Below are 14,539 nucleotides of genomic sequence, written 5' to 3'. Positions count from 1 at the left end.
CATCGCGGCGGCGGTCTCTTCCAGGCTGGCGGCCTGCTGCTCGGTACGCTGCGACAGGTCGTCCGATGCCTGGCGGACGTCGCTCGCGCCGTTGTTGATGCCGTTCGTTGCGGCGGCGACGGCCGTCATCGCGGCCGATACGCCCTCCATCGCACGATTATAGTCGCTGCGAAGCTGCTCATAGTCGGCAGGGAAGGGGGTGACGATGCGGTGGGTCAGGTTATTGGCCGCCAGTTGATCAAGGCCCTCGCCCAGCGAGGACACGATGATCGCCTGAGCCGAGGCGCTGGCCCGGACCTTTTCGGCATTGTCGCGGAACACCTGCATCGCGCGCGTCATGCGGCCGACACAATCCTGGTAATCGGTATAGGCGATCGGCCCGTCCAGATTTCCGGCCGCAAGACCTTCCATCCGTATCACCGTGTTGACATAGGGCGTGCAGATCATGCGGCCGCTGGCCAGGACGGTCGCGACGGTCAGCGCAAACAGCCCCCCCGCCAGTGCGACATAGGTGACCCATGCACCCGGGGGCGCCTTTGCGGCAAGATAGGTGGTGAGAACCCCGCAGGCCGCGAACGTGCCGTGGACGACGAGGAGCACCTTGAACTTGGTGCGGATCGGGGCGGTCTTTTCGAACCAGGCAAACATTCTTAGTGTCCTTTCGGAACCGTGCAACGAAGCCGTTGGCTGATATCCGTCCCTCCCCAGGGAATCAGTCTCTGGCGTCAGTCAGCCCGATTTGGACAGAAAACGTGAATATGCCGTTAAATGCACCCACTTTGATTGTAAATTTGGGGCATATTTCGGAGCGGTACCGTACGCGATAAAACGAGTTTGGAAGAGAATCATGACGTTACACAAACTGGGAGAGCGTGCGCCAAAGATCGCTCCCGGCGCTTATGTGGCGCCGGGCGCCCACGTCATAGGCCAGGTCGCAATCGGTCCCAGCGCATCGGTGTGGTTCAATGCGGTCGTGCGCGGCGATAACGATCCGATCGTGATCGGCGCGGAAAGCAATGTGCAGGACGGTGCCGTGGTCCATGCGGATCCGGGGGCGCCAGCGACGATCGGATGCGGCGTGACGATCGGTCATCGGGCGATCATCCATGGCGCGACCATCGGCGATCACAGTCTGGTCGGCATGGGCGCGATCGTCCTCAACCGCGCTGTGATCGGCGAGGAATCGCTGGTCGGTGCCGGGGCGCTGGTGACGGAAGGAAAGACGTTCCCGCCGCGCGCGCTCATCGTCGGTTCACCGGCGCGCGTCGCCCGCATGCTGACCGATGCGGAGGTCGCCGGCCTACGCCTCTCGGCGGCGACCTATGTCGCGAACGCGCACCGCTATGCAAAGGATCTTGGCGTTGGCGACTCAGCCTAACGCGTGACGCGCTGGGCCGCCGTGGCGACGAAGGCGGCGGTGACCTCGGGCTGGGTCACCGGTAGCATGTGGCCCCCGGCGACCATCTGGAGTGTCGCGCCCGGGATCTGACCGGCGGTGACCTCGCCGTGCAGGTCGGGCGCGAGGATGGCGTCGTCGCGGCCGAACAGGATCGATACGGGCATCGGCAGCGTCCGGTAGCGCGCGACGAGCGCCGGCATGTCGGTGCTTGCCGCCGACAGATCCGCCGCCGCCGCGGCGATATTGCCGGGGCGCTGCGCCAGCGCGCCGCCACCGCGGGTCGCGAAATCAGAGGGTGCCGGCTCCGGCGCGAAGACCTCGGCGAGCGTCCGCTCGGCGTTGAGCCGGCTGAGCGGCGTGCCGATCGTCTGGGCCATCAGGCGGCGGAAGCCAGCGGGCATCGCCGCCAACGCGCGAAAGGCGGCGGGGACCTGCTCCTGATCCTGTGTCAGCGGCGCGATCAGGGCCAGACCGCCGACGTGCTCGGGCTGCGCGACGGCCAGCGCCAGCGCGACCGCCCCGCCCAGGGAATGGCCGACGACGAGCGGCCGCTCCAGTCCGAGGAACCCGATCAATTGCCCGATCATCGCCGACTGGCCGGCAAGGTTCGGCTGCACGGCGCCGTGCGCGACCGAATAGCCCGACCCCGGCCGGTCGACGAGGATGACCCGGTACCGATCCGCCAGCGCGTCGGCCATCGCATAGGAAAAGTTGCGCAGCTGCCCGGCAAGCCCGTGGATCATGACGATCGCGGGTTTGCCGGCATCGCCCAGCGTGACGTAGTGCAGCCGCGCGCCGTCCACTTCGCGAAAGGCGCCGTCGGGCGGCACCATGCGTTCCGCCTCGCGTGCGATCCATTCGGAATAGCCCGCAAGGCCGAAGCCGGAGGCGGCGACGAGGCCGCCGAACAGCGCGCTCATCGTCAGACGGTCTTCGGACGCCATCGCATGCACTCCCACGAGGTTCGGAGTCGAAGGATAGCCGCGATGCTGCGGATGCGAAAGCGTCAGGCGGTGGTGACGAAGCCTTCGATCACCCGGACGGGCCAGGTCGTCAATGCCTGGCCGACGCACGGGCCGCCGACGCAGGTTCCGTCGTCGATGCGGAACAGCGCGCCATGCCAACTGCACGCGATCAGATCGCCCGAGGGCGTGAGATAGTCGTCGAGCTTCTGGGCAAGGGGTACCCCCGCGTGCGGACAGCGGTCGACATAGCCGGCGACCTCCCGTCCCCGTCTGACCACGAAGCCGTGGAAACGGCCGGCTTTCATCTGGAGCACGAAGTTGCGCGCACGACCGTCGACGATCGCCTCGAGCGGCGCCAGCCGGACGCCGGCGGGCGTGGCCGTCAGCCGGACGGTGTCACTCATGCCGGGTCCGCGTCGGGTTGGACCGACGGATGGGCGGACTGGATTGCGGGCAGGGCCGCCGCGCGCTCGACCGCCGCCGCCAGGGCCGGGAAGGACGCCACATCCACACCGAAACGGTTGGCGGAATAGAGTGCGGGCACCGTGTAGCAATCCGCCATCGTCGGCGTGTCGCCATAGGCGAAGCCGCGTCCGTCGCGCCGGACCGCTGCCTCGACCGCGGCAAGGCCGGTGGCGATCCAGTGGCGGTTCCAGTCGGCGACCGCCGCCTCGTCTGCTCCGAATCGTTCCCGCAGCGCCTTGTGGACGCGCAGATTGTGCAGCGGGTGGGTGTCGCCCGCGATCGTCGCGACCATCGCCCGCACGCTTGCCCTGCCGAACGGGTCTGCGGGCAGCAGGGGCGGATCGGCATGCGTCTCGTCCAGCCATTCGATGATCGCGCTCGACTGTGTCAGCACGCGCCCGTCGATCTCCAGCGCAGGGACGAGTTTCAGCGGATTGAGCGCGGCATAGCCGGCCGCAGCCTGCGCGCCGGTGCGCAGGTCGTGATTGACCTGTTCATACGCGACGCCCTTGAGCGCGAGGGCGATGCGGACGCGATAGGCCGCGCCGGATCGCCAATAGCCGTGGAGGATCATGCCGAAGGGTCCGCGGGCAGCCGCGCCTTCGGGAAATCCTTCCACACCGCATCGTAGTCGAGCTGCGCATGACCCAGCGCGTGCGTGGTCGGCGCATAGGGCCAGCAGCTTTCAAGCATGAAGGCCATCGTGCCGTCGATCTTGTGCGGCTTCAGATCGGCGGCGGAGGCGCCCTGCCAGCTCGCGAGGTCGGGCCCGTGGCCGGCCATCATGTTGTGCAGGCTGATGCCGCCGGGCTGGAAACCTTCCGCTTTGGCGTCATAGGCGCCGGTGATCAGCCCCATCGCCTCGGACATCACGTTGCGGTGGAACCACGGCGGTCGGAAGGTATTCTCCGCGACCATCCACCGCGGCGGGAAGATGACGAAGTCGGCGTTGGCGCGGCCGGGCACGTCGGACGGCGAGGTCAGGACGGTGAAGATCGACGGATCTGGATGGTCGAAGCTGACCGTGTTGATCGTGTTGAAGCGCGACAGGTCGTAGCGCCACGGCGCGAGATTGCCGTGCCAGGCAACGACGTCGAGCGGGCTGTGGTCGAGCGTGGTGGTCCACAGCGATCCCATGAACTTCTGGATCACCTCGGTCGGTTCGTCGCTGTCCTCGAACCAGGCGACGGGCGTCTCGAAGTCGCGCGGATTGGCGAGACCGTTGGCGCCGATCGGGCCCAGATCGGGAAGGCGGAACAGGGCGCCGTGATTCTCCGCCAGATAGCCGCGCGCCTTCCCGTCCGGCAGGCGCACGCGGAAGCGCACGCCGCGCGGCACCAGCGCGATCTGGCCCGGTGCGACCTCGATCCGCCCGAGTTCGGTGTGCAGCGCGACCCGGCCCTGTTCCGGGATGAACAGCAGTTCGCCGTCGGCATCCATGAAGACGCGCGCGGTCATGTCGCGATTGGCGGCATAGACGTGCAGCGCGACGCCCTCCAGCTCGGCCGGATCGCGGTTCGCCATCATCGTGACCAGCCCGTCGACGAAGTCGGTGGGCGCGGTCGGCAGCGGCGTCGGATCCCAGCGCAGCCGGTTGGGCGCGAGCGGCGCGTCGTCGGTCCCCGGCGCGAACCGCGCGGCCCCCTCATAGCGGCGATAGGGCGGATGCTCCGCCGTCGGCCGCATGCGGTAGAGCCAGGAGCGCCGGTTTTCGTGCCGCGGCGCCGTGAAGGCGGTGCCGGAGAGCTGTTCGGCATAGAGGCCGAAAGCGGGCCGCTGCGGCGAATTGCGGCCGATGGGCAGCGCGCCGGGCACCGCCTCGGTCGAGACATGGTTGCCAAAGCCGGGGATATAGTCGGTCATGGGGTGGCGGTCCGTCATTGTCTAGCTTCCTCTCCTGCCTCCACCACCCCGTCGTCTAACGCCGCCGCTCCTGCTCCGTCATGCCCGCGGAGGCGGGTCTCCTGACTGGTCATGACGGCGGGTCCCGGCCCAGCGCCTTCGCGCGGGCATCCGGCCGACGCTTATGCGTCGACCGTAATGACGCCGCGACGGATCTGATCCAGCTCGATCGACTCATACAGCGCCTGGAAGTTGCCGTTGCCGAACCCTTCGTTGCCCTTGCGCTGGATGATCTCGAAGAAGATCGGCCCCACCATCGTCTCGGTGAAGATCTGCAGCAGCAGGCCCTCCTCGCCGACGTTGCCGTCGATCAGGATACGGTTCCGGCGCAGCCGTTCCAGGTCCTCGCCATGGTTCGGCACGCGCTTGTCGACCAGTTCGTAATAGGTCTCGATCGTGTCCTGCAGCTTCACGCCGCGCGCGCGCAGCTTTTCCACCGTCTCGTAGATATCGTCGGTGGTCAGCGCGAGATGCTGGATGCCCTCGCCGTTATAGTCGCGGATGAATTCCTCGATCTGGCTCTTGTCGTCCTGGCTCTCGTTCAGCGGGATGCGGATCGCGCGGTCGGGGGCGATCATCGCCTGGCTGAACAGGCCGGTCGCCTTGCCTTTGATGTCGAAGTACTTCTGCTCCTCGAAGCCGAAGATCTGGCCGTAGAATTGCGACCAGACGCGCATCTGCCCGCGCCGGACGTTGTGGGTGAGGTGGTCGAGCAGATCCAGGCCGACGTTGTTCTCGGCCTCCGCTTCCGCCGCGCCGGGCACTTGGTCCCAGCTGTCGTAGATCGAACCCGCGGCGCCGTGACGGTCGACCAGATACAGCAGGGATCCGCCGATCCCCTCCAGCGCGGGAATGTCGTCCAGGGCCTGACCGGCCGGCGCCGGCTTGGCGCCGCGCGCGATCGCCGCGTCATAGGCTTCGCGCGCGTTCTGCACGCGAAACGCCATCGCGCTCGCCGAAGGGCCGTGCGCGGCGCGGAACTCCGCCGCATGGCCGCTGTCCTCGCGATTGATCAGCAGGTTGATACGCCCCTGCTTGTAGCGGGTGACCGCCCGCGAGGGATGCGTCGACGCCGCGACAAAGCCCATCGCCTCGAACTGCGCGGCCAGTGCGTCCGGATCGGGAGAGGTGAATTCGCAGAACTCGAACCCGTCGAGGCCCATCGGATTGACGTCGATATGGTCCATGGCTTTCGCTCCTGTCGCGAGCCCAAAACTGGTATCGCTTGATACCAAATTCCTGCGCCATTGCCAAAAAGGTGTCAACTGATACCAATTGGCGGATGGGTGAACCGCGCCTCGTTCTCGACGAATTCCTGCCGTTCCGGCTGTCGGTCACCTCGAACCTGGTCAGCGGATTGATCGCGCGCGCCTATCAGTCGCTGTTCGGCCTCTCGATTCCCGAATGGCGGCTGATCACCGTGATCGCGGAAAGCGGCGGGATCACGCAGCAGGCGATCGGCGCGCGGACGCGGATGGACAAGGTGACCGTCAGCCGCGCGGCGATCGCGCTGGTCGAGCGTGGGCTTCTTGCGCGGCAGGACAATCCCGACGACAGGCGCAGCCACCTGCTCGACCTGACCGAAGCCGGCCATGCGCTTTACGCGGCGGTGGCGCCCAAGGCGCTGGATCTCGAGGCGCGGATCTTCTCGCGGTTTCCGCGCGACGAGGTCGCGGCGTTCAGCGACATGTTGCACCGGATCGAAGCCTTTGCGCTGGATCAGGAGAAAAACGGCTGAGCCGACACACTCTCGCGACAATTGCCCCCTAGGCGCACGGTCCGGCGTTTGGCCGGAACGGTTCGGGTACGGAGTGGCGGATGCGCATTGGGCTGGCGATGACGATGGCGGCGGTGAGCTGGCCGGCGATGGCGGCGGCGCAGCAGGCGCAGGCGCCGACCGCATCCGCGCAGCAGCCCGCGCCCAAGGCCGCCGCGCCGGCCCAGCAGGAAGAGGTCAGCGACGAACCCGACATCATCGTTCGCGGCACGCGAAACCTGCCGGGTTCGGTGATCGGCGACATACCGCCCGAGCAGCAGCTCGGCCCGGCGGACATCCGCGCCTATGGCGTCAGCTCCGTCTCGGACCTGCTCACCGAACTGGGGCCGCAGACGACGAGCGGGGTCGGCGGACCGCCGGTGGTGCTGCTCGACGGCAAGAGGATCGCCGGTTTCCAGGAAATCCGCGATATCCCCACCGAAGCGATCGCCCGCGTCGACATCCTGCCGGAGGAGGTCGCGCTCAAATACGGCTACACCGCCGATCAGAAGGTCGTGAACATCGTCCTGCGCCGCCGCTTCCGCGCGACGACGGTGGAGCTTGCTGACAAGACGTCGACCGAAGGCGGCGGCAACGCGCCACAGGCGCAGCTCGGCATATTGTCGATCCGCAACGGCGCCCGGCTCAACATCAACACCAATTACCAGGAAAGCGCCGCCCTGCTCGAGTCGCAGCGCGACATCGCCGCCGCCCCCACCGAGGGCGCGACGACCAGCTTCGACCAGCGGCCGTACCGCACGCTACAGCCGTTCACCCGCAACGTGTCGACCAACATGGTCTACGCCCGTCCGATCGGCGGGGTTTCGGCATCGATCAACGGCGAGATCGCGACCAGCGACAGCATCGGTCAATATGGGCTGCCGACCGCGACCTTTGCCGTGCCGGCGGGCAACCCGTTCGCGTCGGGCGGCGCGACGACGGTCACCAACGTGCTGTCGGGCGGGGACTTCCTGCCGCTGGCGCAGCGCAGCCAGGGGATCACCGCGCATCTCGGCACGTCGCTCAACGGGCGGCTGAGCGCCAAGTGGCTATGGACGGTCACGGGGACCTACGACCGCGCCGATACGCGTACCTTCACCGAGACCGGGGTCGACACCAGCGCTTTCCAGGCGCGCCTCAATGCCGGCGATCCCACCGCCAATCCCAATGCGGCGCTGACGGCGGCAGACATCGGCGCGGGCATCGCCAACCGCGGCCGGTCGCTGTCGAACAGCGGCCAGTTGCAGGCGCTCGTCAACGGCCCGCTCGTCGATCTTCCGGCCGGCCCGATCTCCACGACCCTGCGCGTCGGTGCGCAGGCGAGCAGCCTCGACAGCAGTTCCTATCGGCAGGGGCTGAACGGGGTCGGCATCACCAGTGCGGGCCAGGTTTCCCGGGATATCGTCAACGGACGACTCAACATCGACGTGCCGATCGCCAGCCGCGTCAAGGACGTGCTCAGCGCGATCGGCAGCCTGTCGCTCAACGCCAATGCCGCCGTCGACCATCTGTCGGATTTCGGCACGCTCTATACCTATGGCTATGGCGTCAACTGGTCGCCGCTGAACGGCGTCCGCCTGATCGGCTCCGTCAGCCACCAGGACGAGGCGCCGAGCGCGGCGCAGCTGGGCAACCCGCTGATCGTCACGCCCAACGTGCGCGTGTTCGATTATGTGCGCGGCGCGACGACGACGGTGACGACGGTGAGCGGCGGCAATCCCGCGCTGACCGAGGACAATCGCCGCGTCACGCGCCTCGGCCTCAACCTGAAGCCCTGGGACGACAAGGACCTGACGCTGATCGCGGGCTATACCAACACCCGCGTCAACAATCCGATCGCGAGCTTTCCGACGCCGACCGCGGCGATCGAGGCGGCCTTTCCCGATCGCTTCACGCGCGATACCGACGGCGAACTGATCCGGCTCGACACGCGCCCGATCAACTATGCGCGGACGGAGAATTCGTCGCTGCGCTGGGGGATCAATTTCAGCAAGCCGATCAAGTCGCGCATCCAGAAGGAGATCGAGGCGTTCCGCGCCGGCACCGGACCCAATCCGTTCGCCGGCATGCGCCTGCCCGGTTTCCCCGGCGGCGGTGCACGCGGCGGGCGCGGTCAGACGGCCGACGGAGCGCCACCCCCGCCGCCGGCGGGCGATGCGCCAGCACCGCCTCCGGGCGGCGATCAGGCTGCGGCGGGCGGCGGCGGCCGGGGACCCGGCGGCTATGGCGGACGCGGCGGCTTCGGCGGCGGCGGCTTCGGTGGCGGCCGGGGCGGACAGGGCGGCGGCCGTATCCAGTTCGCCTTCTACCACACCTGGCACCTGACCGATCGCGTCCTGGTCGCGCCGGGCGGACCGAGCCTCGACCTGCTGAACGGCGATGCGATCGGCCAGAACGGCGGCCAGCCCCGGCACGAGTTCGAACTGCAGACGGGTTATTCGAACAACGGCATCGGCGTGCGGCTGTCGGGCGACTACCAGACCGGAACGCGCGTCAACGGCGGAACCGCCGCGCAACCGCAGCCGCTGACCTTCTCCGGCCTCGCCACCGCCAACCTGCGCGTCTTCGCCGATTTCGGCCAGCAACTGCCGCTGCTGAAGGCGCATCCCTGGGTGCGCGGGCTCCGCATGACGCTGGGCGTCGACAATCTGTTCGACAGCCGCCAGCGCGTGCGCGACGCCAATGGCATAACGCCGATCAGCTACCAGCCGGACTATCTCAATCCGCTCGGCCGGACGATCCGCCTGAGCATCCGCAAGCTGTTCAGTCCCCTGCCGAACTTCCAGTCGCGTCAGTCATCCTGAGCGGGCACCGCCGGGATGCCCGGCGTCAAAGGCCCAGGCGCTGCGCCAGCCACCTGGCCGCAGCGTCCGGGCTCTGCTTGTCGGCATCCCGGTCGACGCGATAGTTCGCCTCGCGCATCGCGGTGACCGGGATGCGCCCCACCAGCGGACGAAGCGCGCCGAGCAGGCGTGGATCGTCCGCATGGCGCGGCGCGACGAGCAGCAGCGCGTCGTAGCTCGGGATGGCATGGCGCGGATCGGCCAGCACCGTCAGACCGTCCGCCGCGATCCGTCCGTCGGAGGAAAAGGCGGAGATGACGTCGACCTGACCGCTGGACAGCGCGCGATACATGAAGGTCGGGCTGTACGGCGTCGCCGTGGCGAATCGGAAGCCATAGGCACGGCGTACCGCCGCCCATTCGGGACGCGACAGGAATTCCAGGTCGCTGCCGAGCCGAAGGGAGGGCGCCGCGCGGGCAAGCGCATCGAGGTCCGCGATATCCTTCCGCCGCGCCTCCTGCCCCCGCATCGCGAAGGCATAGGCATTCTCGAACCCAAGCGGGCCGAGCAGGCGCACGCCGTCGGTGCGGCGGGTCCACGCGCCGATCGCGCCGACCATGGCGGCGCGCGGCGGCACGTCGCTGCGATGCATCGCGCCGTTCCACAGCGTGCCCGCATAGTCGACGTAGACATCGACATCCCCGCCCGCGAGCGCGCGATAGATCACCGCCGACCCCAGTCCGTCGCGATAGCGCACGGTGTAGCCGGCATCGCGCAGCCGGTCGCCGATCAGCCGCGCGAGGATATATTGCTCCGAAAAGTTCTTGGCACCGATCGTGACCACCCGCTCGCCGCCCCGCTGCACCAGCGGCGCCGCAGCGGCACCCACGCCCGCCGCGAGGACGGCGAGAGCGGCGATCCAGGTTCCGCGCCGGCGTCGTACGATGCCGCGCTCGACCAGACCGATCAGCGCGTCGACGACCATCGCCAGCGCTGCGGCGGCGATGCAGCCTGCGAGCACCAGCGCCCAGTTCTGGGTCTGGAGGCCGGCGAAGATCATGTCGCCCAGGCTCGGGCAGCCGACCGTCGTCGACAGCGTCGCCGCGCCGATCGTCCATACCGCGGCGGTGCGGATACCCGCGACCAGCACCGGCAGCGCGAGCGGCGCCTCGACCAGACGCAGTTTCTGCATCGGCGTCATGCCGACGGCGTCCGCCGCCTGGATCACCGCCGGATCGATGCCGTCGAGGCCGGCGACCCCGTTGCGGATGATCGGCAGCAGCGCATAGAGCGTCAGCGCGAGCAGCGAGGGGAGGAAGCCCAGAGCGGGTATCCCGCCGCCCGCGGCAGCGGAAAGCCACAGCAATAGCGGGTAGAAGAGTGCGAGCAGGGCGAGGCCCGGGATCGTCTGCACCAGGCTGGCGAAGCCGAGTACGATCCGCCCGATCGATGGTCGGCGGTGCGCCAGTACCGCGAGCGGCAGGCTGATGGCGAGCCCCGCGAAGAGCGCGGCGGCGGCGAGCCGGACATGGCTGGCGAGCAGCGGCGGCACTTCGGCCAGCGCGTCTGCGAAAGCGCTCATGCCCGCAGGTCCGCGAGACGGCGCGCCTGATCGCGCGGCACGGCGACGAGCGCCTGCGCCGCTTCGCCACCCTCGCCGGCGAGCAGCGCGGCAGGCGTCTCGTCCGCGACGATGCGCCCGGCCCGCATCACCAGCACCCGCGTCGCGAGCAGCAGCGCCTCCGCCATGTCGTGCGTGACCAGGATGGTGGTCAGACCCAGCCGGTCGTGCAGGTCGCGGATTTCCCGGCCCAATGCGTCGCGCGTCACCGGATCGAGCGCACCGAACGCCTCGTCGAGAAGGAGCAGCCTGGCACCGGGCGCGAGCGCCCGGGCGATCGCGACGCGCTGACGCTGGCCGCCCGACAGCGCATCGGGCATCCGGTCGGCGATGGCGCCCGGCAGCCGGACGAGGTCGAGCAGGGCGGCGACGTCGGGTATCGGCTGCCCGGCGATGCGGGCGCCGATCGCGATGTTTTCCGCGACAGTCATGTGCGGGAACAGGCCGATCCCCTGAAAAACGTAGCCGATGCGGCGGCGCACCAGATGAGCGGGACCGGTGGCGACATCCACGCCATCGATCAGGACGCGGCCCGTGTCGGGCGTGATCAGCCGGTTGATCATCTGGAGCAGCGTCGACTTGCCCGACCCCGACGCCCCGACGAGCGCGACGAAGCTGCCCTTCGCGATGCCGAGGGTGACGTCGTCCACCGCTGGCGTATCGCCGAACCGCTTGGCAATATGATCAAGGCGGAGCGATTCTGCTGGCATCGTCCACGAGGATGCGGGATGCCTGGCGCAAAGGCAATCGAAGGAGAGGACGGTTGAGCGAGGTACGCGCGATCTTCATCACCGGCGGCGCGTCGGGCATCGGCCGCGCGGTCGCGCGGCTTTTCGCCAGCCGCGGTTGGCGCGTCGGCCTCGCCGACGTCAACGCCGCCCTTCTCGCCGAAACGGCGGCGCAACTGCCCGCCGGGCTGACCGAGCATTATGTCATGGACGTGCGCGACCGCGATGCGTGGCGCGCGAGCCTCGACGATTTCACGAAGAAGAGCGGCGGGCGCCTCGACGTCCTGTTCAACAACGCCGGCATCGGCACCGGCGGCCCGCTGGCGGAGGCGAGCTTCGAGGATATCGATCGCACCGTCGCGATCAACTTCACGGGCGTGCTCAACGGCGCGCGGATCGGCCATGGCTATCTGGCGAAGACGCCGGGGTCGGTGCTGCTCAACACCTCGTCCGCGTCCGGCATCTACGGATCGTCGGGTCTCGCCACCTATTCGGCCACCAAGTTCGCGGTCCGCGGCCTGACCGAGGCGCTGGACGGCGAATGGTATCGCGAGGGCATCAAGGTGCGCGACCTGCTGCCGAGCTTCATCGAGACGCCGCTGCTCGACGGCGTCGCCGGCGGTACCAACCGCACGATCCGCGAGAGCGTGACGGGCGCCGGCCTGGAACTGACGCCGGTCGACCGCGTCGCGGAGGCCGCCTGGGCCGCGGTCCATGGCGATGCGGTCCACACCTATGTCGGCAAGACCGCCGACCGCCTTCGCTTCGCGGCGCGCTGGATGCCGGGGCAACTCCGCAAGCGGATGCGCAAGGCGCTGCGCTGATCGTCCCCGGGCCACGGAAGTGGGCCGGCGGCGATCCGGGCCGCCGGCTGAAGCATCACGCGTCGACGATCGCGTCGATTGCCTCCGCCATCTCGATGTCGCGGCCCGACAGGCCCCCGGCGTCGTGCGTGGTCAGCAGGATTTCGACCCGATTGTAGACGTTGCTCCATTCGGGGTGGTGATTGGCCTTTTCCGCCATCAGCGCCACCTGCGTCATGAAGCCGAATGCCTCGACGAAATCGGCGAATACGAGGCTGCGGGTGATCGCGTCGCGCGCCTCGTCATAGTCCCATTCGGGGAGCCCATCGAGCGCGTCGGCGCGCTCGGCTTCGCTCAGCGCTTCGATGGGGGCGTCGGTCACGGTGTCGTCCTTGCTGCGGCGGGAGGACACGGGGTATGGCGTGGATCATGAACGGGCAAGAGGCTCTGGGCACGGCCCCCGACGCGGAGACGATAGAGCGGATCGCGCGCGACACGATCGCGCGGCTGCCCGCGCCGTTTCGCGCGCATCTGGGCGACATCGTCCTGATCGTCGAGGAGTTCGCCGACGACGAGACGCTCGCGGCACTCGGGCTGGACCATCCGCTCGATCTCACCGGCCTCTACCATGGGCGGCCGATCGGCGAGAAGTCGTCGCTCGACTCCGGTGCGCTTCCCGATCGCATCCACCTCTACCGCCGCGCGATTCTGGACGAATGGGTCGAGACGGACGTGCGGCTCGATGATCTCGTCCGCCATGTGACGATCCATGAGATCGGCCATCATTTCGGGCTGTCCGACGACGACATGCATGCGCTCGAGGACGCGGTGGCGGATTGACCGCGCTGACCCTCGTCGACGTCGCGGCCGCGCGTGGCGGGCGGATCCTGTTCGACCATGTCGATCTTGCCCTTGCGGCGGGCGACGCCGCGCTCGTGACCGGGCCGAACGGAACCGGCAAGTCGACGCTGATGCGCATCCTCGCGGGGCTGCTGCGACCCGCCGCGGGACAGGTGACGCGCGATGGCGCGGTCGCGCTGCTGACCGAGGCCCACGCACTGGATCCCGAACTTCCCCTGGGCCGTGCGCTGGCCTTCTGGATCGCGGCGCCCCTGGCGGCGCTCGACGCTTTGGGTCTGGCAGGCGTGGCCTCCGTTCCCCTGCGGATGCTGTCCACCGGCCAGCGCCGCCGCGCCGCGCTGGCCCGCATCTGGGGAAGCGGCACGCCGATATGGCTGCTCGACGAGCCGACGAACGGTCTCGATGCGCAGGGCATGGCGCTCCTCGACCGGCTGCTCGCCGCGCATCGCGCCGCCGGCGGCATCGCGGTCGTCGCCAGCCACGCCGTCGTCACGCTGCCCGGCGCGCGGGCGGTGGTGCTGGGCGGATGAGCATGCTGCCTCTCGTCGCACGCGATCTCCGCCGCGCCTGGGCCGGCGGCGGTCTGCTCTGGCCGATCGCCTTCTTCTTGCTGGTTGCGATCCTCTTCCCGTTCGCGGTCGGGCCGGATGCGGCACTGTTGGGACGCATAGGTGGAGGCGTGATCTGGGCGGCGGCGCTTCTCGCCGCTCTTCTGCCGGCGGAGCGGCTGGTCGCGCCCGATCTGGAAGGCGGCGTCATCGACCAATTCGCCGTCCGCGACGTGCCACTCGCGCTGGTCGCCGCCGCGAAGCTGGCCGCGCATTGGCTCGGCTTCGCGCCGGCATTGATGCTGGCCACGGTCGTGGCGGCGGCGCTGCTCGACCTTTCGGCGGCGACGTTGATGCGCGTCGAGCTTGGTCTTCTGCTCGGCACGCCTGGGCTGGCGGCGCTGGGCCTCGCGACGGGGGCGCTCGTCGCCGGGCTGCGCGGCGCCGGCGCGATCGCGGGGCTCGTGATGCTGCCGCTCGCCGTGCCGCTGCTGATCTTCGGCACGGGCGAGGGTGCGGGCGCGCTGAAGCTGCTCGGCGCGACGAGCCTGCTGCTGGTCGCCGGTGCACCGTTCGTCACCGCCGCGGCGATGCGCGCCGGGCTGGATTAGCGCCTGATCCACGAGGGCGGCGGCAGTGCCGGCCCTCACGCCTACCCGCCGGACGAGCGGCGAAGCATCAGGATCGCCTGGCGCCGGAGGATCGCAC

Annotated in this window: 15 protein-coding genes and 1 pseudogene; 7 read left to right on the top strand and 9 right to left on the bottom strand. The window is 69.0% G+C overall.

Annotated elements, in window-relative coordinates; translation table 11 throughout:
- Positions 1-648: pseudogene (locus tag IQ292_RS16530) on the bottom strand (methyl-accepting chemotaxis protein); the annotation flags it as partial.
- 91 nt (positions 649-739) lie between these two features.
- On the opposite strand from IQ292_RS16530, the gene IQ292_RS16525 reads away from it, so the two are divergent.
- Complete coding sequence (locus IQ292_RS16525; RefSeq protein ID WP_476749649.1) at positions 740-1,378, top strand: gamma carbonic anhydrase family protein; 639 nt, start codon at positions 740-742, stop codon at positions 1,376-1,378.
- Here IQ292_RS16525 and IQ292_RS16520 read toward each other — a convergent pair.
- The 5 genes from IQ292_RS16520 to hppD all read right to left on the bottom strand — a co-directional run bounded on the left by IQ292_RS16520 (position 1,375) and on the right by hppD (position 5,918).
- Positions 1,375-2,343, bottom strand: coding sequence for an alpha/beta fold hydrolase (locus IQ292_RS16520; protein ID WP_203311428.1), 969 nt, complete (start codon positions 2,341-2,343; stop codon positions 1,375-1,377). The genes IQ292_RS16525 and IQ292_RS16520 overlap by 4 nt on opposite strands.
- 62 nt (positions 2,344-2,405) lie before the next feature.
- Positions 2,406-2,768, bottom strand: a complete 363-nt coding sequence (locus tag IQ292_RS16515; RefSeq protein WP_203311427.1) for a Rieske (2Fe-2S) protein — start codon at positions 2,766-2,768, stop codon at positions 2,406-2,408.
- Positions 2,765-3,403 (bottom strand): maleylacetoacetate isomerase, encoded by a 639-nt coding sequence (gene maiA, locus IQ292_RS16510; RefSeq protein ID WP_203311426.1) that lies wholly within the window; start codon positions 3,401-3,403, stop codon positions 2,765-2,767. The genes IQ292_RS16515 and maiA overlap by 4 nt, the downstream gene beginning before the upstream one ends.
- Positions 3,400-4,692 (bottom strand): homogentisate 1,2-dioxygenase, encoded by a 1,293-nt coding sequence (gene hmgA / locus IQ292_RS16505; protein ID WP_203311434.1) that lies wholly within the window; start codon positions 4,690-4,692, stop codon positions 3,400-3,402. Before hmgA ends, maiA begins: the two co-directional genes overlap by 4 nt.
- A 161-nt stretch (positions 4,693-4,853) precedes the next feature.
- On the bottom strand, positions 4,854-5,918 hold the full coding sequence (gene hppD / locus IQ292_RS16500) for a 4-hydroxyphenylpyruvate dioxygenase (RefSeq protein ID WP_203311425.1): 1,065 nt from the start codon (positions 5,916-5,918) through the stop codon (positions 4,854-4,856).
- A 95-nt stretch (positions 5,919-6,013) separates the two neighbouring features.
- On the opposite strand from hppD, the gene IQ292_RS16495 reads away from it, so the two are divergent.
- Positions 6,014-6,469, top strand: coding sequence for a MarR family winged helix-turn-helix transcriptional regulator (locus tag IQ292_RS16495; protein ID WP_203311424.1), 456 nt, complete (start codon positions 6,014-6,016; stop codon positions 6,467-6,469).
- An 80-nt stretch (positions 6,470-6,549) separates the two neighbouring features.
- Positions 6,550-9,291 carry a porin family protein gene (locus tag IQ292_RS16490; RefSeq protein WP_203311423.1) on the top strand — a complete coding sequence of 914 codons (2,742 nt, stop codon included), beginning with the start codon at positions 6,550-6,552 and terminating at the stop codon, positions 9,289-9,291.
- A 25-nt stretch (positions 9,292-9,316) separates the two neighbouring features.
- Here IQ292_RS16490 and IQ292_RS16485 read toward each other — a convergent pair whose 3' ends face one another.
- The gene (locus IQ292_RS16485; protein ID WP_203311422.1) at positions 9,317-10,852 is read right to left on the bottom strand and encodes an ABC transporter permease/substrate-binding protein; all 1,536 of its coding nucleotides are present in this window, start codon (positions 10,850-10,852) and stop codon (positions 9,317-9,319) included.
- Positions 10,849-11,601 carry an ATP-binding cassette domain-containing protein gene (locus IQ292_RS16480; protein WP_203311421.1) on the bottom strand — a complete coding sequence of 251 codons (753 nt, stop codon included), beginning with the start codon at positions 11,599-11,601 and terminating at the stop codon, positions 10,849-10,851. Before IQ292_RS16480 ends, IQ292_RS16485 begins: the two co-directional genes overlap by 4 nt.
- Positions 11,602-11,654: 53 nt before the next feature.
- Here IQ292_RS16480 and IQ292_RS16475 point away from each other — a divergent pair, with 53 nt between their 5' ends.
- Positions 11,655-12,443: an SDR family oxidoreductase gene (locus IQ292_RS16475; RefSeq protein WP_203311420.1), complete on the top strand. Its 789-nt coding sequence runs from the start codon at positions 11,655-11,657 to the stop codon at positions 12,441-12,443.
- Positions 12,444-12,498: 55 nt separating this feature from the next.
- On the opposite strand, the gene IQ292_RS16470 is transcribed toward IQ292_RS16475, so the two are convergent.
- Positions 12,499-12,804: a 4a-hydroxytetrahydrobiopterin dehydratase gene (locus IQ292_RS16470; RefSeq protein WP_308814841.1), complete on the bottom strand. Its 306-nt coding sequence runs from the start codon at positions 12,802-12,804 to the stop codon at positions 12,499-12,501.
- 47 nt (positions 12,805-12,851) lie between these two features.
- Between IQ292_RS16470 and IQ292_RS16465 the strand changes: the two genes are divergently transcribed.
- From IQ292_RS16465 to IQ292_RS16455, 3 genes are read left to right on the top strand one after another with little or no spacing between them, the layout of a single operon-like run.
- A complete protein-coding gene (locus IQ292_RS16465; RefSeq protein WP_420853713.1) occupies positions 12,852-13,262 on the top strand; it encodes a metallopeptidase family protein in 411 nt (136 codons plus the stop codon).
- The gene (gene ccmA, locus IQ292_RS16460; protein WP_203311418.1) at positions 13,259-13,813 is read left to right on the top strand and encodes a heme ABC exporter ATP-binding protein CcmA; all 555 of its coding nucleotides are present in this window, start codon (positions 13,259-13,261) and stop codon (positions 13,811-13,813) included. The genes IQ292_RS16465 and ccmA overlap by 4 nt, the downstream gene beginning before the upstream one ends.
- A 2-nt stretch (positions 13,814-13,815) precedes the next feature.
- Positions 13,816-14,442 carry a heme exporter protein CcmB gene (locus IQ292_RS16455; protein WP_203311432.1) on the top strand — a complete coding sequence of 209 codons (627 nt, stop codon included), beginning with the start codon at positions 13,816-13,818 and terminating at the stop codon, positions 14,440-14,442.
- Positions 14,443-14,539 lie beyond the last annotated feature (97 nt).

The organism is Sphingomonas beigongshangi (genome assembly GCF_016820445.1).
GTDB classification, from domain to species: domain Bacteria; phylum Pseudomonadota; class Alphaproteobacteria; order Sphingomonadales; family Sphingomonadaceae; genus Sphingomonas; species Sphingomonas beigongshangi.
The sequence above is the reverse complement of the archived record's forward strand: the minus strand, read 5'-3'. Positions and strand labels throughout refer to the sequence as shown.

Excerpts from the sequence above, each read along its gene's own strand:
- IQ292_RS16520 (WP_203311428.1), bottom strand. The coding sequence starts at position 2,343 with ATGGCGTCCGAAGACCGTCTGACGATGAGCGCGCTGTTCGGCGGCCTC.
- IQ292_RS16515 (WP_203311427.1), bottom strand. The coding sequence starts at position 2,768 with ATGAGTGACACCGTCCGGCTGACGGCCACGCCCGCCGGCGTCCGGCTG.
- maiA (WP_203311426.1), bottom strand. The coding sequence starts at position 3,403 with ATGATCCTCCACGGCTATTGGCGATCCGGCGCGGCCTATCGCGTCCGC.
- hmgA (WP_203311434.1), bottom strand. The coding sequence starts at position 4,692 with ATGACCGACTATATCCCCGGCTTTGGCAACCATGTCTCGACCGAGGCG.
- hppD (WP_203311425.1), bottom strand. The coding sequence starts at position 5,918 with ATGGACCATATCGACGTCAATCCGATGGGCCTCGACGGGTTCGAGTTC.
- IQ292_RS16495 (WP_203311424.1), top strand. The coding sequence starts at position 6,014 with ATGGGTGAACCGCGCCTCGTTCTCGACGAATTCCTGCCGTTCCGGCTG.
- IQ292_RS16490 (WP_203311423.1), top strand. The coding sequence starts at position 6,550 with ATGCGCATTGGGCTGGCGATGACGATGGCGGCGGTGAGCTGGCCGGCG.
- IQ292_RS16485 (WP_203311422.1), bottom strand. The coding sequence starts at position 10,852 with ATGAGCGCTTTCGCAGACGCGCTGGCCGAAGTGCCGCCGCTGCTCGCC.
- IQ292_RS16480 (WP_203311421.1), bottom strand. The coding sequence starts at position 11,601 with ATGCCAGCAGAATCGCTCCGCCTTGATCATATTGCCAAGCGGTTCGGC.
- IQ292_RS16465 (WP_420853713.1), top strand. The coding sequence starts at position 12,852 with ATGAACGGGCAAGAGGCTCTGGGCACGGCCCCCGACGCGGAGACGATA.
- IQ292_RS16455 (WP_203311432.1), top strand. The coding sequence starts at position 13,816 with ATGCTGCCTCTCGTCGCACGCGATCTCCGCCGCGCCTGGGCCGGCGGC.